Source organism: Brevundimonas vesicularis NBRC 12165, from assembly GCF_001592205.1.
In the GTDB taxonomy this organism is placed as follows: domain Bacteria; phylum Pseudomonadota; class Alphaproteobacteria; order Caulobacterales; family Caulobacteraceae; genus Brevundimonas; species Brevundimonas vesicularis.
The window spans coordinates 137,981-154,379 of sequence record NZ_BCWM01000005.1 but is presented as its reverse complement, the minus strand read 5'-3'; the positions used below and the strand labels follow the sequence as shown (position 1 = coordinate 154,379).

Here is a 16,399-nt window from a genome sequence, read left to right as displayed (position 1 = left end):
CCGATGTTCCCCGACGCCCTGCTGGACCGTTTCGCGGCCACGATCCGCGCCCTGCCCGACAGGAAACGCGCCCTGACGTGGCGGCTGATCCGCATCGTTCTGGCGCTGCTGGCCGGCGCCGGGACGGCCTTCGCTCATCCGCCGTTCGGATTGCTGATCGGGCTTTTGGGCTATCCGCTGCTGATGATCCTGTCGGAGCGGTCCGACACGGCGCGGGGCGCCTTCTGGATGGGCTGGCTGGCGGGGTTCGCCTATTTCTTCGTCGGCTGCTGGTGGGTGGCCGAAGCCTTCTTCGTCAATCCGGAACAGGCCTGGATGGCGCCTTTCGCCGCCAGCCTGCTGCCGGCGGGCATCGGCCTGTTCTGGGGGGCGGCCTGCGCCCTCTACCGCCGGTTCGCCCCCATAGGCGTCGTTCGTGTCCTGTTGTTCGCCGCCCTGTTCTGCGCCGCCGAATGGCTGCGCGGCCATGTGCTGACCGGCTTTCCCTGGAACCCGGCCGGCGCGACCTGGCGCGCGGGCGGCGGCATGTCTCAGTTCGCCTCGGTCGTCGGCGTCTATGGGCTGAGCCTGGTGACGGTCGCGGCGACGGCGGCTTTCGCGCCTTTGATCGGGCCCGGCGACAGGCGCAGCCGCCTGATCTCGGCGGGCTTGGGCGCCTTGGCCTTGATCGCCGTCGGCGGCTTCGGCGCCGTCAGGCTGGCGCAGTCGAATCTTCAGTTCACCGACACGGTCGTGCGTCTGGTTCAGGCCGATGTGAAACAGGAAACCAAATGGTCGCCCGAGGCCTATCGCTCCATCGTCGATCGCTATGTCGCCCTGACGGGTCAGGCGGCGGCGCGGACGCCCAATGTCGTGGTCTGGCCTGAAGGCGCCCTGCCCGCCTCGGCCAACGACGTCTTCGCCTCAGCCGACGCCCATTCCATCGCGGGCGCCCTGCGTCCCGGACAGACCTTGCTGATGGGCCTGGCGCGGGGCGAGCCGGACCTGACCGCGCCCGAGGGCGCGCGCTATTACAACAGCCTGTTCGCCCTGGCCGACGAAGGCGGAGCGGGCCTGAGGGTCGCCGCCGTCTATGACAAGCACCGGCTGGTGCCGTTCGGCGAGTACCTCCCCTTGGGGTCGATCATGACCTCCATCGGCCTGCGCAGCCTGGTGCATATGCCCAGTGACTTTTCCGCCGGGCCGACACCGGCGCCGATTTCGGTTCCGGGGGCCCCGCCGGTGCAGGTGCTGATCTGCTACGAGAGCCTGTATCCCGGCTTCACCCCGGGCGCAGCCGGGCGGCCCGAGTGGATCGTCAATGCGTCCAACGACGCCTGGTTTGGCGCGACCTCGGGCCCGCGCCAGCACCTGAACCTGGCCAGCTATCGCGCCATAGAGACCGGCCTGCCCATCGCGCGGGCCACCCCGACCGGCATTTCGGCCATGATCGACCCGTGGGGCCGGATCGTCGAGGGCCAACGGCTGGAGCCGGGCGTCATGGGCGTCATCGACGCCCCCCTGCCCCGTCCGACGGGCGTAACGCCCTACGGTCGATTTGGCGATTTCCTGTTCTTTTTCTCAGTGCTAACAGCGTTCATCCTGTCCTTGTGGCCGTCGATCCGGCGACCTAGGGTCCAGGGGAATCAAGCAGCGATCTAGGTGAAGGGTGACGGCGATGGCGCGTGAAAAGGACGAGGATCCGCATCCCGTCGATCGCCATGTCGGCCGTCGCGTTCAGGAAAAGCGTCTCGACCTTGGCCTGACCCAGACCGCCCTCGCCAAAGCCGTCGGCGTCAGCTTCCAGCAGGTGCAAAAGTACGAGAAGGGCACGAACCGCGTCTCGGCCTCGAAACTGTTCGAAATGGCCGAGTTCATGAAGGTCGGCATCCCCTTCTTCTTCGACGGCTACAGCAGCGCGACGGTCGGCGTCGCCGAAGAGGCGCCCGCCTTCGACCACGAGCATCGTCCGACCAAGACCAGCGTTGAGATCACCCGCCTGGCGCCGCGCCTGCCCGCGCGCAAGCAGAAGCTGATCCTGGACATGATGCGGGATATGCTGGGCGACGACGACGCCCAGAACTGAGATCTAACCGACCGCGACGATCTCGGCCGACTGACCGGCCACCGTCACCTCGTCGCCGACCCTTTTGCCCATGACGGCGCGGGCGAGGGGCGAGACATGGCTGACCGAGCCTGCGGCCGGATCGGCCTCGTCTTCGCCGACGATGCGCCAGGTCTGGGCGCGCCCATCCTCGCGCTCGATGGAGACGGAACCCCCGAACCGCACAGCCCCATCGTCCTCGGTCGGCGCGATCAGTTGGGCCGAGGCGCGCCGTGCGGACCAGTAGCGGAGGTCCCGCGTCGCGCGGGCCATGGCGGTGCGGTCGCTCTCGATCGAGCCTTGCACCTGGGCGGCCGTATAGGCGGCGCGGGCCGAGGCCAGTTCGGCCTCGATCGCAGCCAGCCCCTCGGGCGTGACCAGATTGGGATGGGGCGAGATCGGGCGGTCCGCCAGGTCGGCGGCGGTGGCTTCCAGATCTTCTTCGCGGGTGAAGGCAACGCTCATGGTAGGGAACATAGCGATGACGACGCCTATAGCCAGCGCGGCCGCAAGCGCGCAAAGCCACGCCATGCAACAGTCGCCCAGTCTTACGACCTCCCGCACCGTTCACGTGATCGGCGCCGGTCCTGCCGGATTGATGGCGGCCGAACGGCTGGCGCAGGCAGGGGCGACGGTCGTGGTGCACGACCGGATGCCGTCCGTGGCCCGCAAGCTGCTGATGGCTGGGCGCGGCGGGCTGAACCTGACCCATTCGGAACCGCTGGACCGGTTTATGACGCGCTATGGTCCGGCCCAGCCGACGGCCGCCGCCTGGATAGATCGGTTCACGCCTGCCGACCTGACCGACTGGGTCGAGGCCCTGGGGCAGGAAACCTTCGTCGGCTCAAGCGGGCGGGTGTTTCCGAAGGCCATGAAGGCGTCGCCGCTGGTGCGGGCCTGGCTGGCGCGGCTGGAGGCCCAGGGCGTGCAGATCCACACGCGCTCGCGCTGGAGCGGTTGGCGCGACGGCGCGCTGGTGTTTGAGACGCCGGACGGGGAGCGACTGGAACGGCCCGACGCCGTGGTTCTGGCTTTGGGCGGCGCCAGCTGGCCGCGCCTTGGTTCGGACGGGGCCTGGGCGCCGTGGCTGGAAGCGCAGGGCGCGTCCGTGTCGCCTTTCCGACCGGCCAATGTCGGCTTCGACGTGGCCTGGTCGGCGCTGTTCCGTGATCGGTTCGCGGGCCAGCCGCTGAAAGGCGTCGCTGTCACCCATGGCGACCGAACGGCGCGGGGCGAGGCGATGATCGCCCGTTACGGTATCGAGGGCGGCGCCATCTATGCGCTGTCCGCCGCGCTCAGGACGACGGTCGAGACGGAGGAGCGCGCCGAGATCCAGATCGACCTGAAGCCGGATGTGGCGGTCGGACAACTGACCGACCGTCTGTCGAAGCCGCGCGGCAAAGCCAGCCTGTCGACCATCTGCGCAAGGTGGTCGGGTTGGAGTCGGCCGCCGTCGCCCTGCTGTATGAGGCCGGTCCCCTGCCCGCCTCGCCTCGGGCCTTGGCCGAGCGGATCAAGGCCGTGCCGCTGACCCTTACCGGCGTTCAAGGACTGGAACGGGCGATTTCCTCAGCGGGCGGCGTCATACTGGACGGCGTGGATGAACGGCTGATGCTGGTCGCGCGACCGGGCGTCTTCGTCGCGGGCGAGATGCTGGATTGGGAGGCGCCGACCGGCGGCTATCTGCTTCAGGCCAGCTTCGCCTCCGCCATCGTCGCGGCCGAGGGCGTCATCGACTGGCTCGACAGCCGGGACTGAGAAGGGCAGGGTCGCGCAGTTCGATCAGGAGTATCCGATGCGCCACGCCCTCCCCGCTGTTTCCATCCTGGCCCTGATGATGGCCTGCTCTCCGGCCCTGGCGCAGGAGACGGCGCCGAACATCGACGCCGCGCGGATGAATGAGTCGGTTCGGGTTCTGGCGTCGGACGATTTCGAAGGCCGCGCCCCCGCCTCGGCCGGCGAGGAAAAGACCGTCGCCTGGCTGGTCGAACAGTTCAAGGCGGCGGGGGCCGAGGGCGGCGGGCCGGACGGCGCCTTCGTCCAGGTCGCCCATCTGTCGCGCACGCGCCAAGACGGTCCGGCGACGGTCGCCGCGACCGTTGGCGGCAAGACCATCAGCCTGGAGCGCGGTCCCGACGTTCTGGTGTCCAGCGACCGGCCGACCAACCACATCACAGTGACCGACGCGCCTGTGGTCTTCGTCGGCTACGGCGCGACGGCGCCCGAGCGCCAGTGGGACGATTTCAAGGACATGGACGTGCGCGGCAAGGTCATCGTCGTCCTGGTCAACGATCCCGACTTCCAGGCGCCCGACGGGGATCCGGTCGCGGGCAAGTTCGACGGAAACGCCATGACCTTCTATGGCCGCTGGACCTACAAGTACCAGGAGGCGGGTCGTCGCGGCGCGGCGGGGGTGCTGGTGGTGCATGAGACGGCCGGAGCCGGCTATCCTTGGTCCACGCTACAGAACTCATCGGCCGCGCCCAAGTTCGACATCGTGCGCGCCAACCCCGACGCCGAGCGCGCGGCGTTCCAGGGCTGGATCCAGCGCGCCAAGGCGGAAGAGCTGTTCAGCGCCGCCGGCCTCGACTTCGCCGCCCTGAAGGACAGCGCGCGCAGGGCCGATTTCAAGCCCGTCGTCCTGCCCGGCCTGACGATGAGCGTCGATTTCGGCCAGATCGCCGACAAGGTGGAGACCAAGAACGTCATCGCCCGCATTCCCGGCTCCGAACGCCCGGACCAGACCGTCATGTATGGCGCCCATTGGGACGGCTACGGCGTCGGCACCCCGAACGCCCAGGGCGACAAGATCTATAATGCGGCGGTGGACAATGCGACCGGCGTCGCGGCCCTGCTGGAGCTGGCCCACGCCTTCGCCGACGGTCCGCGCCCCAAACGCTCGGTCGTCTTCGCCGCCTGGTCGGGCGAGGAGGCGGGCTTGTTAGGCTCGACCTATTATGCCGCCAACCCGGTCTGGCCGCTGGAGACCACGGTCGCCAACATCAACGTCGACAGCCTGCTGCCGGGGACCGAGATCGACCCCAACGTCGTCGTCATCGGCAAGGGCAAGAACCAGCTGGACGACATTCTGGCGCGCCACGCGACCGAGACGGGCCGCACCCTGATCGCCGATCCGGCGCCCCAGGCCGGGGCCTTCTATCGCTCGGACCATTTCCCCCTGGCGCTGAAGGGCGTGCCGGCCCTGTTCCCGGCGGCGGGCTTCACCGGCGCCAGCGCGTCCAGCCGTGACTACGTCCAGAACCGTTATCATCAGCCTACGGACGAATGGGATTCGACCTGGACGATGAACGCCGCCGCCGCCGATGTGGCCCTGATCTACGCCGTCGGTCGCGAACTGGCGGACGGGGACCAATGGCCGGAATGGAACGCGGGCGCCGAGTTCGGCCCGGCGCGGGACACCTCGAAGGCGTCGCGGCGCTAGATTTCCAGCTGAAGCTCGGGCGCGGCGGCGGTGGTCGCGGCGCCCAGCGGCAGATGCAGGATGAAGGCGGCGCCCTTGCCCGGCTCGCTTTCGACCTCGGCCCAGCCGCCGTGCAGTTCGACCAGGGCCTTGACCAGGGCCAAACCCACGCCGGGGCCGCCGCGCTCGCGCCGCACGAAGCGGTCGAAGACGTGGGCCTGCAGGTGATAGGGGATTCCGCGCCCGGTGTCGGACACCGTCAGGCGGATTTCGGACGGGCCGGTCTCCGCCTTCAGCTCCACCGCCCCGCCTTCGGACACGGCGCGCGCCGCATTCTCCAGCAGATGATCCAGCGCCTGGCCGATGCGGTGTTCGTCGGCGCGGATGGGTTTGAGATCGGCGGGACAGGACACGGTCAGGGTGGCGCCGCGTCCCTCGACCCGCGCCCGGACCTTTTCGGCGGCCTGGCTCAGCAGGTCGCAGACCCGCAGATCGCCCAGCGACAGCTCCATCTCGCCGGCGTCGATCTGGGCCATGTCCAACACGTCGTCGATGGAGCGGGCCAGTTGGCTGGCGGCGATGCGGATGGCGCCTGCGTGCTGGCGGCTGCGCTCCGGCAGGTCGCCCATCGTCTCCAGCAGTTCGGAATAGCCGACGATGGTCGTCAGGGGCGTGCGCAGCTCATAGGAGACACTGCCTACGAACTCGCGCTTCAACGCCTGGCTTTCGGCCAGGGCCTGTTCACGCTGAACCAGGGCCTGTTCCAGCCCGCGCCGGGCCGTCACGTCCGAGAAGGCGACCAGGGTCGCGCCGTCCGGCAGGGGGCGGGTCTGCCAGGCGGCGACGCGACCGTCCACGGTCCGGCCCTCGCCGGAAATGGCGACGCGGCTTTCGGGATCGGGATCGGCGACGCGCGCCTTCAGCCCCAGCCACAGGGCGGGATCGGGCAGCACGGCCTTGCACAGTTCGGCCAGGGCGTCGAAATCCGAGGCCGTCGCGATCTTGTCCGCCGACAGATTCCAGAAGGTCTCGAAGGCCTCATTGTGCAGGCGCAGTCGGCCGTCGGAGCCGAACACCGCGACCGCGTCGTTCAGCTTGTCCAGCGTGGCGCGCTGGACCTGGATCTGGGCGTTGAAGCGGCTGCGCAGCTTCAGCTCGTCGGTGATGTCCGAGAAAATCAGCAGAATGCCGCCCAGCGGGTGCGGCTGGCGCACGACGCGCAGAGTGCGCCCGTCCGGCAGGGACCAGCTGTCGTCCGGCGAGGCCTCCGACGCGCCATAGAACTCCAGCTCACGCGCCTTCCAGCCGGCGTAGTCGACGACCTCGGGCAGGCTGCGGCGCTGGCGCAGACGGTCCAGCAGTTCGGCATGGGTCGGACGTTCGTCCAGCCAGGCCGCGTCGATGTCGAACAGGGTCTGGAAGGCGGTGTTATGGAAGGCCAGCCGCTTTTGCGGGCCGAAGATCGCGACGGCGTCGGCCAGGTGGTTCAGCGTCTCGTCATGGGCGTCGACGTGGCGGCGCAGGGTGTCGCGCGTCTCTTCCGCCTCGGTCACCTCGATGGCGAAGGCGGTGACGGCGCCGCCGCCCGCCGGTTCGGCGATGATGCGCCAGGCGCGCCGCGCGCCCCCGCCGGTCGTCCAGCGAAAGCCCTCCTGGCGCACGCCCAACCGCGCAGCCTCGGCGACCAGGGCGTCGGCGCCGCGGTCGAAGGACACGCCCTTTTCGACGGCGTCGTCGATGCTCTCGGCATTGGTCTCGTTCAGCCAGGCGCGGTTGGCCCAGGCCAGCTTGCCGGTCCCGTCCACGACCCAGGTCGGGGTCGGCGAGGCGTCGCCCAACAGGGCCAGGCCGCTTTCGGTCGCATCCGCCCCGGTCAGGGTGAAGCGCGAGGCGGGCGACAGCCGCAGCCAGGCGGAACCGCCCGCAACCCGGCCCTCGATCCGCCAGGGCTCCACATCGTCCAGCGCGACCAGACCTTCGAACGCCTGACCTTCGTGAACCAGGGCGTCGATCAGCGCGCCGTGGGTGATCCGGAGTTTGTTCAGGACGGCGGCGCCGGCCTCGGCGTCCTCACCCGACAGCCGCGCGATCAGTTCGGCCGAACCGATCGGCAGACCGGCGGCCTGCCCGTCCGGCGTCAGGGCCAGGCTGACATCGTCGAAGGCGCGCAACATGGCGTCATGGCGGCTGAGGTCGGCCAGGGCCTCAACCCGCTCGCGCTCGGCGGCGACGGCGGTCTCATGCAACCGCCCACGCAGCAGCAAGGCCCAGGCGCTGACGGCCATGGCCAGTCCGGCTGCGCCCGCTGTGGCGACATAGGCGATGTCGGCCTCGGCCATTCGTGTCCCTGGAGAAGAGTCTCAGCCCCGATTCGCTAACCATACTCCAAGCGCGCGAAAAAGCGGCAGTCTCGTGATCGCGTCATCGCGCCCCGTTGCGGAAGAGCGTCGGGGCCGCGATATCGCGGGCATGACCGACCCGACCGCCCCCTCCCTCGACGACTTCGCCCGCCTGGCGCAACAGGCGTTCGACGCCCTGCCCGGACCGTTCAAAGAAGCGGCGGGCGAGGTGGTCATCCGCATCGACGACTTCGCCGACGAAGCGACGCTGGCGGAGATGGAGATCGAGGATCCGTTCGAGCTGACGGGCCTGTATCACGGCGTGGACATCGGCCGGCGCGACACCCTGGGCCCGGCGGCCGAGCCGTCGCGGGTCTTCCTCTATCGCCGCCCCATCCTGGACGAATGGTGCGAGCGCGGCGACGTGGGGATCGGCGAGCTGATCGCCCACGTCCTGATCCACGAGATCGGCCACCACCTGGGCCTGACCGACGATGACATCCACGCCATCGAGGACGAGGCGGACTGACGTCTTATTTGGTCGCCGGGTACGGCGTCGTCACCGCGCCGGAGATCATGCCGGGGATGGCCTCGCCCAGGCCCAGCAGGATGAACTGGATCGCCAGGGCGCACAGGATCAGGCCCAGCACCTTGACGATGATCGCCATGCCGACCTCGCCCAGCAGGCGGCTGAGCGACCCGGTCAGGGCGAAACAGACGAAGGAGACGGCGCAGGCCGCCGCGATCGCAACCAGCGACCCCATGGTGCCGGCATAGCCCAGCTTGGCCGCCTCGCCCGCCTGGATGATGACCGCCGAAATGGCGCCGGGGCCGATCATCAGCGGAATGGCGAAGGGCACGACCAGACGCTGGAACCGTCGGCGGGCATAGCCGCGCACGTCCTTGGAATCGGCCAGCGCATCCTTGTCGGCGAACATGGCCAGGAAGTCGCCACGGGCCATGTCCAGCCCCAGGAACAGCAGCAATATGCCGCCCGCGATGCGGAACGCCGCCAGCGAAATACCGAAGAACTGCAACAGGCCCAGGCCCGTGAACAGGAAGAAGGCCAGGAAGACGGCGGCGAAGGCGCAGATCAGGGCCGAGACCGAAATCCGCTGACGTAGCGTCGCCCCGGCCGTCGCGGCGGCGAAGATCGGCAGATTGCCGATCGGGTCCAGCAGGGCGAACAGGGTCACGAACAGGTTGACACCCAAATCGACTGCGTTCATCGCCTGCCCTCGCCCTCAATCCATCACGCCGCCCTGCCGACGCGCCCTCGTGTCCGGCATAGCCGCTCAGCGCGAGTCCGTCGATGACCGATCCCCAAACCTCCTCCGATCGTGCGCCCGACGAGCGGATCATCTGCGCCCTGGACGTGCCGACCACAGCCGAGGCGGCCGCTTTGGCCGAGCGGATCGGCGATGCGATCGGCTTCTACAAGGTTGGACTGCAACTGTTCGCGGTCGACGGCATGGCGCTGGCGCGGGAACTGAAGGCGCAGGGGCGAAAAATCTTTCTGGACTGGAAGCTGCACGACATCGGCGCGACCGTGGAGAAGGCGACGGCCAATCTGGCGGGCGCCGACTGCGACCTGCTGACGGTCCATGCGCGGCCCCAGGTCATGGCGGCGGCGGCGCGCGGCGCGGCGGGCTCGAAGATGAAGGTGCTGGGGGTTACGGTCCTGACCAGCCTGACGGCCGAGGACCTGTCTGCCGACGACCACAGCCTGTCCCCGGCCGATCTGGTCGAGCGGCGTGTGCGTCAGGCGCTAGAGGCCGGGATCGACGGCGTCGTCTCCAGCCCGCATGAGGCGGCGCGTGCGCGGGCTCTGGCGGTTGAGGCGGGCCGGCCCGACTTCCTGATCGTCACGCCCGGCGTGCGACCCGTCGGCGCCGCACTGGACGATCAGGCGCGGGCGGCGACGCCCGAGGCGGCGCTTCAGGCCGGCGCGACCCATCTGGTCATCGGTCGGCCGATCACGGCGTCGAGCGATCCACGCGCGGGGGCGCAACAGATCGCACAGCAGATCGCCCTGATCTGAGACAGACCAGGGCGACCGTTCGTCTTCGGTTGTTCTCGCGCGAGGCGATCAGCCGCGCTCGCCCGGCTCCTGGGCGTAGCCGTGACGCGGCGGGGCGTGTGGCGCGGGCGCTTCGGGCGGCGGCAGGTCGCCGTAGTAGCCAGACGGCGGCGGCGGCGGAGGAGGCGGCGGGGTGGTGTTCACTTCCGGCGGCGCGACATAGACTTGGGCCGGGGCCACATTGACCGGCGCGGACTGCACATAGACCGGCGACTGATCGACATAGACCGGGCCGCCGACTTCGACCTGGGCGGGCGCGACATTGACCTGGGCCGGGGCGACCTGGATGTGTTGCGGACCGATGTTGACGGGCGCCGACTGCACATAGACCGGGGCCTGATCGACATAGACGGGCGGGCCGACATCGACCTGGGCCGGGGCCAGGTTGACCTGCGACGGAGCCACTTGGACACGCTGAGGCCCGATGTTCACCGGCGGCGCCTGCACATAGATGGGCGGCTGTTCGATATAGGTGGGCGGTCCCATCTCGATCTGGGGCGGGGCCATGCTGACCTGCGAAGGCGCGACATAGATGCGCTGCGGCGCGATCTGGACGGGCGGCGCCTGGACATAGACCGGCGGCTGATCGACGTAGCTCTGCTCGTAGCGCTGCTCATAACGGTGTTCGTAGCGAACCGGCGGGCGAACGGGCGGACGGCAGTTGCAGTCGACCGGACGTCCCGGATACGGACGCCAGCCGATGTAGTCACGGCCGAACCCATAGACCGGATAGCCGACTGGAGCGCTGACCGGCGGGCGACCGACCAGAACCGAGGTCGCGCTGACGCCGCCGACATAGCCGCCGCCGTAATAGCCGTCCGAATAGCCGCCGCTTCCGACATAGGTCGTGCCGCCGCCGACATAGCCGCGCTGGAAGCTGGACGAACTCGAATAGGACCGGGCGCTGCTCGCCGAATAGCTGGAGGCGCTCGCATAGGCGTTGGCGTTGGCATTGGCGTAGGCGCCGCCGTTCACGTTCACATTGACGTTGTGGTTGGCGTTGTAGTTGCCGCCGCCGTAGTGACCGCCGCCGCCGCATCCCCCGCCGCAGCCGCCGCCGGGATGGCCGCCGCCATAACCCCCGTGACCGGGACCACCGGCCAAAGCGGGCGCTGCGGAGAGCAGCAGAGCCGCCGACGCGGCGGTAAGTATCGACTGTATCGTCACGGGACAGACTCCTCTGAGTTGTCCTGACACTGGCAAGTCCGGCGCCTGTTTCTTAAGGCGTGGTTAACCTTTGCGCCCGTCGCAGCAGGCTCGGCGGGTCAGAAATCGACCGCCAGACCCTTCTTCTCCCAGTCGCCGAAGCGGGTCGGTTCGGGACCGGTCGGACCGCCGTATTCCGTGTCCGCCTGAACGGTCGTTTCCGCCGCGCGACGATCCGCCGCTTCCTGAAGCGCGCGCCGTGCGGCCTCGCTGAGCGGCCGTTCAGGCGTAGCGTGGGGCACGTCGGCGTTGAAGACAGGCGTCGCAACCGGCGTTTCGTCGGCGTCATTCGGCGCGAGGGTGGGATGTTCGGTCACAGGGCGGCTCCCTTGAGGCTTGATGCGCCTTCTCTCAAATAGAGGTTCAAGCCCGTGATGCCAGACGGATCGGGAATGGAACCGCGATGAACCATCTGAAGACCTTCATTCTGTTGGCGGCGATGACGGCCCTGTTCGCAGGGGTCGGCTATCTGATCGGCGGCGCGACCGGCATGGCGATCGCCCTGCTGTTCGCGGGCGGGATGAATCTGTTCAGCTACTGGAACGCCGACAAGATCGTGCTGAAGATGTACCGGGCCCAGCCGGTCGACGAGCAGCATCCCAACGCCGTGGTCCGCAACTATGTCGCCGACGTGCGTCAGATGGCGCGCGACGCCGGCCTGCCTCAGCCGCAGGTCGCCATCATTCCCAACGATCAGCCCAACGCCTTCGCCACGGGCCGAAACCCCGAGAACGCCGCCGTCTGCGCCACCACCGGCCTGCTGGACATGCTGACGCGCGAGGAGGTGCGCGGGGTGATGGCGCACGAGCTGGCCCATGTGAAGAACCGCGACACCCTGATCATGACGGTGACGGCGACCATCGCGGGCGCCATCGCGGCGCTCGCCAACTTCGCCCTGTTCTTTGGCGGCAACGACCGCGAGCGGCCGGGCGGCGTTATCGGCACGATCGCCCTGATGCTGCTGGCGCCGATGGCCGCCGGTCTGGTGCAGATGGCCATCAGCCGTGGCCGCGAATACGAGGCCGACCGCGTCGGCGCCGAGATCGCCGGCGATCCCCAGGCCCTGGCTTCGGCCCTGCAGAAGATCGACGCCTACGCCAGGCGGATCACCAATCAGACGGCCGAGCGCAATCCGGCCTCGGGTCAGATGTTCATCATCAATCCGCTGGCGGGCCGCGGCGCGGACAATCTGTTCTCGACCCATCCGGCGACGGGGAACCGCGTCCGGGCCTTGATGGAGCTGGGCGCGAAGATGGGCATGCAGTCCCGCGCCCGAACGCCGGACCTGACCCAGCCGCGACCGGCCGCCGGTTTCACGACCACCGGCGTCCCGACCACCCCGAGCGAGCCGCGCGGCCCGTGGGGGTGAACATGCGGGCGAACATGGGGCTGATCGTCGCGGCCTAGACGCCGTTTGCGGTTTGCACTCCGCGACCGGATCACATCAGATGCGCCCCTGTTCAGCCATCGGGCTTTCTTGGGGAAATCCATGTCGCGTCTGCTCGCCTTCGTCTCCGCCGGCGCTCTTCTCGCCACGCCGGTCGCCGCCCAGTCGGTGGACCGCGTCGCCGTCAACGGCATTATCGACCAGGGGCTGAACCACAGCCAGGTGATGCAGACCGCCGCCTATCTGACCGACCGGATCGGCGGGCGGATGACCAACTCGCCCCAGATGCGCGAGGCCGAACGCTGGGCGCAACAGCAGTTCCGCGACTACGGCCTGTCCGACGTGCGCGCCGAAGGGTTCGAGTTCGGCCGGGGCTGGTCCATCGTCCGCTCCAGCGCCCGCATGACCGCGCCGCGCCCGCTGGATCTGCGCGCCATCCCGGTGGCCTGGACGCCCTCGACCAATGGCGTGATCAGCGGCGGCGTGATCGTCGCCCCGATCTCCAAGGTCGAGGATTTCGACAAGTGGCGCGGTAAGCTGTCGGGCAAGATCGTCATGCTGTCCCAGCCGGGCATGGGGTCGGAGCCGACCGAGCCGGCCTTCCGCCGCTGGACCAGCGCCGAACTGGCCGAGCGCAACACCTACAATCAGCCTCAACATTCGCCGGCCGCCATCGAACGCTCGCTGAAGACCGTCAACTTCGCCAATCAGATGGACGCCTTCCTGGCTGAACAAGGCGCCCTTGCCTGGGTGCGGATTTCCCAGCGTGACGGCGGCCTGCTGCACGGCACGGGCTACACCTATCAGGTCGGGGCCACGCCCAAGCTGGCGGGGATGGAGCTGGCGGCCGAGGACTATCGCCGTCTGGCGCGCCTCGCCCTGACCGACGCGCCGCCGACGCTAGAGCTGATGAGCGAGGTCCGCTTCCACGACGAGGACGTCAACGCCTACAACATCCTGGCCGACATTCCCGGCACGGCGCGCGGCGGCGAATACGTCATGGCCGGCGCTCACCTGGACAGCTGGGTCGCCTCGGACGGCGCGGTCGACAACGCCGCCGGCAGCGCGGTGGTCATAGAGGCCGCCCGCATCCTGAAGGCCCTGAACGTCAAGCCCAAGCGCACCATCCGTTTCGCCCTGTGGAACGGCGAGGAGCAAGGCATCCTGGGCTCTCTCGCCTACGTCGACCGTCATCTGGCGACGCGGGCTGCGTCGAACGATCCGGCGCTGGCGGGCCTGCCGGACAACCGCACGTGGCGCAGCCGCTGGCCGATCGAGCCGCGCGCCGGCTATCGCGATCTGGTCGCCTATTTCAATCTGGACAACGGCTCGGGCAAGATCCGCGGCATCAACGCCGAGGGCAATGTCGCCGCTGCCCCGATCTTCCAGGAATGGCTGGCGCCGTTCGCCAGCATGGGCGCGACGACGGTCTCGCTGCGCAATTCGGGCGGCACCGACCACGTCTATATGCAGACCGTCGGCGTGCCGGGATATCAGTTCATCCAGGACCCGCTCGACTATTCCAGCCGCCTGCACCACACCAGCATCGACAGCTATGACCACCTGAAGGCCGAGGACCTGCGTCAGGCGGCCGTCATCCTGGCCAGTTTCCTGCTGAACGCCGCCAACCGCGACGAACCCCTGCCCCGCATGCCGCTGCCGACCCAGCCGACGCCGAGCGATCCGTTCGAATATCCCGCGGCGGATTAAGATTTGCGGGGCGAGGGAGACCTCGCCCCTTTTCTTCTTAGGGGATCACGAGCGCTCGACGCACATGGCCACGCCCATGCCGCCGCCGATGCACAGGGTCGCCAGACCCTTCTTCGCGCCCGACCGCTTCATCTCGAACAGAAGCGTCGTCAGGATGCGCGCGCCCGAGGCGCCGATGGGGTGGCCGATGGCGATGGCGCCGCCGTTGACGTTGACCTTGGCCGGGTCGAGACCCAGTTCCTTGACCACGCACAGGCTCTGGGCGGCGAAGGCCTCGTTGGACTCGACCAGATCCAGATCCGCGACGCTCCAGCCCGCCATCTCCAGCGCCTTCTTGGACGCCGGGATCGGGCCGGTCCCCATGATCGACGGATCGACGCCGGCGGTGGCGTAGGAGGCGATGCGGGCCAGCGGCTCCAGCCCGCGCGCCTTGGCCTCGTCGGCGCTCATCAGCACCAGGGCGGCGGCCCCGTCGTTCAGCCCGGAGGCATTGGCGGCGGTGACGCTGCCGTCCTTGGTGAAGGCCGGTTTGAGCTTCTGCATCAGCTCCAGCGTCGCGCCGTGGCGGATGTATTCGTCCTTGTCGACCGTCACATCGCCCTTGCGCCCGGGGATGACGACCGGCGTGATCTCGTCATCGAACTTGCCGGCGTTCTGGGCAGCCTCGGCCTTGTGCTGGCTGGCCAGCCCGAATTCGTCCTGCGCCTCGCGGCTGATGGACCATTTTTCGGCGATGTTCTCGGCCGTCTGCCCCATGTGATAGCCGTTGAAGGCGTCCCACAGGCCGTCCTTGACCATGGTGTCGACCAGGGCGACGTCGCCCATCTTGTGTCCGTTGCGAAGCTGCTGGGCGTGCGGCGCCTGGCTCATGCTCTCCTGTCCGCCGGCGACCACGATCCTGGCGTCGCCCAGAGCGATCTGCTGGGCGGCGATGGCGACGGCGCGAAGGCCCGAGCCGCAGATCTGGTTCAGGCTCCAGGCGGCGGCTTCCTTTCGAACGCCTGCGCCCACGGCGGCCTGACGCGCAGGGCCCTGACCCGCGGCTGCCTGCAACACATGACCCAGGATCACCTCATCGACCTCGTCGCCGGAGACGCCGGCCCGTTCCAGCGCCGCCTTGATGGCGATCTCGCCCAGCTTGGACGCCGGAAGCGACGACAGGGCGCCCAGGAAGGAGCCGACCGGGGTGCGCGCGGCGGAAACGATGACGACGTCGGTCATGGGATTTCACTCTTTGGAGAATAACTCGGCGTGACCGTTTTGCCGCATTGCAGCGCGTTCGTCACCTGCGACGACATGGACAGGGCGCGATTCAGCCAATCGTCACCCTGTCGGCGCATTGTCGGGGAACGATAGAGGCGATCGACGGATTGGAAGGTCCATGCTGCGCACGCTGAAACGTCTTGTCACCCACGTCTGCACGCCGGACGAGCTGGACATGATCGAGCACTATCCGACGCGCGCGGAAAAGCTGGCGGATCTGTGGGTCCACGTCGTCGGCCTGATGCTGGCGGCGGTCGGCGGCATCATTCTGGCGGGTCTGGCCGGGGTCTATGCGGGGATCGGCGGCGTGATGGCTACCGCAATCTACGCCCTGTGCCTCGTCGGCATGCTGACGGCCTCGACCGTCTATAACTGGACAAACCCCTGCGCCGCGCGGCCCGTGCTGCGGCGGCTGGACGAGGCGGCGATCTTCCTGATGATCGCTGGCAGCTATACCCCCTTCACCACCCAGCGGTTCGAGGGTCTGTGGGCCATCGGTTTCACCACCCTGATCTGGACCCTGGCCTTCCTCGGCGCCGGGGTGAAGCTGTTCGCGCCACGCATCTCGGACAAGTTCTGGAGCGGCGTCTATGTCGTCTTCGGCTGGCTGGCGGTCGCGGCCCTGAAGCCGATGGTCGAGACCGTCCATCCCGTCGCCCTGGCCCTGCTGGTCATCGGCGGCCTGATCTACACCGCCGGCGTCTTCGTCTTCATCAGCCCACGCGTGAAGTTCCGCCGCGCCATCTGGCACGGGTTCGTCGTCACCGGAGCGACCGTGCATTGGACAGCCGTCTTGGTCGGCGTCGTGCTGGCCCCGGCCATGAGCCACTGATCAACCGTCCGTTCCCCGCGGTTTTCTCCCCCTCTGGCGCATCGCGTCGCAACGGAGGATAGTGACGCGTTGCAACAT

General features: G+C 68.6%; 14 protein-coding genes and 1 pseudogene. 9 read left to right on the top strand and 6 right to left on the bottom strand.

Features of this window, described 5'->3' with window-relative positions; genetic code table 11:
• The first annotated feature begins 3 nt into the window (after nucleotides 1-3).
• Nucleotides 4-1,641, top strand: a complete 1,638-nt coding sequence (gene lnt / locus BVE01S_RS05715; protein ID WP_084375305.1) for an apolipoprotein N-acyltransferase — start codon at nucleotides 4-6, stop codon at nucleotides 1,639-1,641.
• 16 nt (nucleotides 1,642-1,657) lie between these two features.
• Entirely contained in the window at nucleotides 1,658-2,065 is a 408-nt protein-coding gene (locus tag BVE01S_RS05710) for a helix-turn-helix domain-containing protein (RefSeq protein ID WP_066625335.1), read from the top strand.
• Nucleotides 2,066-2,068: 3 nt separating this feature from the next.
• On the opposite strand, the gene greA is transcribed toward BVE01S_RS05710, so the two are convergent.
• On the bottom strand, nucleotides 2,069-2,548 hold the full coding sequence (gene greA, locus BVE01S_RS05705) for a transcription elongation factor GreA (protein ID WP_026108478.1): 480 nt from the start codon (nucleotides 2,546-2,548) through the stop codon (nucleotides 2,069-2,071).
• Nucleotides 2,549-2,612: 64 nt separating this feature from the next.
• Here greA and BVE01S_RS05700 point away from each other — a divergent pair.
• Nucleotides 2,613-3,841 (top strand): annotated as a pseudogene (locus tag BVE01S_RS05700) (BaiN/RdsA family NAD(P)/FAD-dependent oxidoreductase).
• 37 nt (nucleotides 3,842-3,878) lie between these two features.
• A complete protein-coding gene (locus tag BVE01S_RS05695; protein ID WP_066625332.1) occupies nucleotides 3,879-5,525 on the top strand; it encodes a M28 family metallopeptidase in 1,647 nt (548 codons plus the stop codon).
• On the opposite strand, the gene BVE01S_RS05690 is transcribed toward BVE01S_RS05695, so the two are convergent.
• On the bottom strand, nucleotides 5,522-7,843 hold the full coding sequence (locus tag BVE01S_RS05690) for a sensor histidine kinase (RefSeq protein WP_066625329.1): 2,322 nt from the start codon (nucleotides 7,841-7,843) through the stop codon (nucleotides 5,522-5,524). The genes BVE01S_RS05695 and BVE01S_RS05690 overlap by 4 nt on opposite strands.
• 130 nt (nucleotides 7,844-7,973) lie before the next feature.
• Between BVE01S_RS05690 and BVE01S_RS05685 the strand changes: the two genes are divergently transcribed.
• Nucleotides 7,974-8,372: a metallopeptidase family protein gene (locus BVE01S_RS05685; protein WP_066625429.1), complete on the top strand. Its 399-nt coding sequence runs from the start codon at nucleotides 7,974-7,976 to the stop codon at nucleotides 8,370-8,372.
• Between the two features lie 4 nt (nucleotides 8,373-8,376).
• On the opposite strand, the gene BVE01S_RS05680 is transcribed toward BVE01S_RS05685, so the two are convergent.
• Nucleotides 8,377-9,072: a MarC family protein gene (locus BVE01S_RS05680; RefSeq protein ID WP_017505485.1), complete on the bottom strand. Its 696-nt coding sequence runs from the start codon at nucleotides 9,070-9,072 to the stop codon at nucleotides 8,377-8,379.
• 83 nt (nucleotides 9,073-9,155) lie between these two features.
• Between BVE01S_RS05680 and pyrF the strand changes: the two genes are divergently transcribed.
• A complete protein-coding gene (gene pyrF / locus BVE01S_RS05675; RefSeq protein WP_066625327.1) occupies nucleotides 9,156-9,884 on the top strand; it encodes an orotidine-5'-phosphate decarboxylase in 729 nt (242 codons plus the stop codon).
• A gap of 48 nt (nucleotides 9,885-9,932) precedes the next feature.
• Here the strand turns inward: pyrF and BVE01S_RS05670 are convergent, their stop codons facing one another.
• Complete coding sequence (locus BVE01S_RS05670) at nucleotides 9,933-11,090, bottom strand: ribosomal eL19 family protein (RefSeq protein WP_066625324.1); 1,158 nt, start codon at nucleotides 11,088-11,090, stop codon at nucleotides 9,933-9,935.
• Between the two features lie 98 nt (nucleotides 11,091-11,188).
• Complete coding sequence (locus BVE01S_RS05665; RefSeq protein WP_066625320.1) at nucleotides 11,189-11,446, bottom strand: DUF1674 domain-containing protein; 258 nt, start codon at nucleotides 11,444-11,446, stop codon at nucleotides 11,189-11,191.
• Between the two features lie 86 nt (nucleotides 11,447-11,532).
• Between BVE01S_RS05665 and htpX the strand changes: the two genes are divergently transcribed.
• Together htpX and BVE01S_RS05655 are read left to right on the top strand one after the other, a co-directional pair.
• Nucleotides 11,533-12,498: a zinc metalloprotease HtpX gene (gene htpX, locus BVE01S_RS05660; RefSeq protein WP_066625316.1), complete on the top strand. Its 966-nt coding sequence runs from the start codon at nucleotides 11,533-11,535 to the stop codon at nucleotides 12,496-12,498.
• A gap of 120 nt (nucleotides 12,499-12,618) precedes the next feature.
• Complete coding sequence (locus tag BVE01S_RS05655; RefSeq protein WP_066625314.1) at nucleotides 12,619-14,226, top strand: M20/M25/M40 family metallo-hydrolase; 1,608 nt, start codon at nucleotides 12,619-12,621, stop codon at nucleotides 14,224-14,226.
• Nucleotides 14,227-14,271: 45 nt separating this feature from the next.
• On the opposite strand, the gene BVE01S_RS05650 is transcribed toward BVE01S_RS05655, so the two are convergent.
• Nucleotides 14,272-15,447, bottom strand: a complete 1,176-nt coding sequence (locus BVE01S_RS05650) for an acetyl-CoA C-acetyltransferase (RefSeq protein ID WP_066625313.1) — start codon at nucleotides 15,445-15,447, stop codon at nucleotides 14,272-14,274.
• 160 nt (nucleotides 15,448-15,607) lie between these two features.
• Between BVE01S_RS05650 and trhA the strand changes: the two genes are divergently transcribed.
• The gene (gene trhA, locus BVE01S_RS05645; protein WP_066625308.1) at nucleotides 15,608-16,321 is read left to right on the top strand and encodes a PAQR family membrane homeostasis protein TrhA; all 714 of its coding nucleotides are present in this window, start codon (nucleotides 15,608-15,610) and stop codon (nucleotides 16,319-16,321) included.
• Nucleotides 16,322-16,399: the final 78 nt, after the last annotated feature.

What these genes read in the sequence shown, in the direction of transcription:
- lnt (WP_084375305.1), top strand. Translation starts at nt 4, where the DNA reads ATGTTCCCCGACGCCCTGCTGGACCGTTTCGCGGCCACGATCCGCGCC.
- BVE01S_RS05710 (WP_066625335.1), top strand. Translation starts at nt 1,658, where the DNA reads ATGGCGCGTGAAAAGGACGAGGATCCGCATCCCGTCGATCGCCATGTC.
- greA (WP_026108478.1), bottom strand. Translation starts at nt 2,548, where the DNA reads ATGAGCGTTGCCTTCACCCGCGAAGAAGATCTGGAAGCCACCGCCGCC.
- BVE01S_RS05695 (WP_066625332.1), top strand. Translation starts at nt 3,879, where the DNA reads ATGCGCCACGCCCTCCCCGCTGTTTCCATCCTGGCCCTGATGATGGCC.
- BVE01S_RS05690 (WP_066625329.1), bottom strand. Translation starts at nt 7,843, where the DNA reads ATGGCCGAGGCCGACATCGCCTATGTCGCCACAGCGGGCGCAGCCGGA.
- BVE01S_RS05685 (WP_066625429.1), top strand. Translation starts at nt 7,974, where the DNA reads ATGACCGACCCGACCGCCCCCTCCCTCGACGACTTCGCCCGCCTGGCG.
- BVE01S_RS05680 (WP_017505485.1), bottom strand. Translation starts at nt 9,072, where the DNA reads ATGAACGCAGTCGATTTGGGTGTCAACCTGTTCGTGACCCTGTTCGCC.
- pyrF (WP_066625327.1), top strand. Translation starts at nt 9,156, where the DNA reads ATGACCGATCCCCAAACCTCCTCCGATCGTGCGCCCGACGAGCGGATC.
- htpX (WP_066625316.1), top strand. Translation starts at nt 11,533, where the DNA reads ATGAACCATCTGAAGACCTTCATTCTGTTGGCGGCGATGACGGCCCTG.
- BVE01S_RS05655 (WP_066625314.1), top strand. Translation starts at nt 12,619, where the DNA reads ATGTCGCGTCTGCTCGCCTTCGTCTCCGCCGGCGCTCTTCTCGCCACG.
- BVE01S_RS05650 (WP_066625313.1), bottom strand. Translation starts at nt 15,447, where the DNA reads ATGACCGACGTCGTCATCGTTTCCGCCGCGCGCACCCCGGTCGGCTCC.
- trhA (WP_066625308.1), top strand. Translation starts at nt 15,608, where the DNA reads ATGCTGCGCACGCTGAAACGTCTTGTCACCCACGTCTGCACGCCGGAC.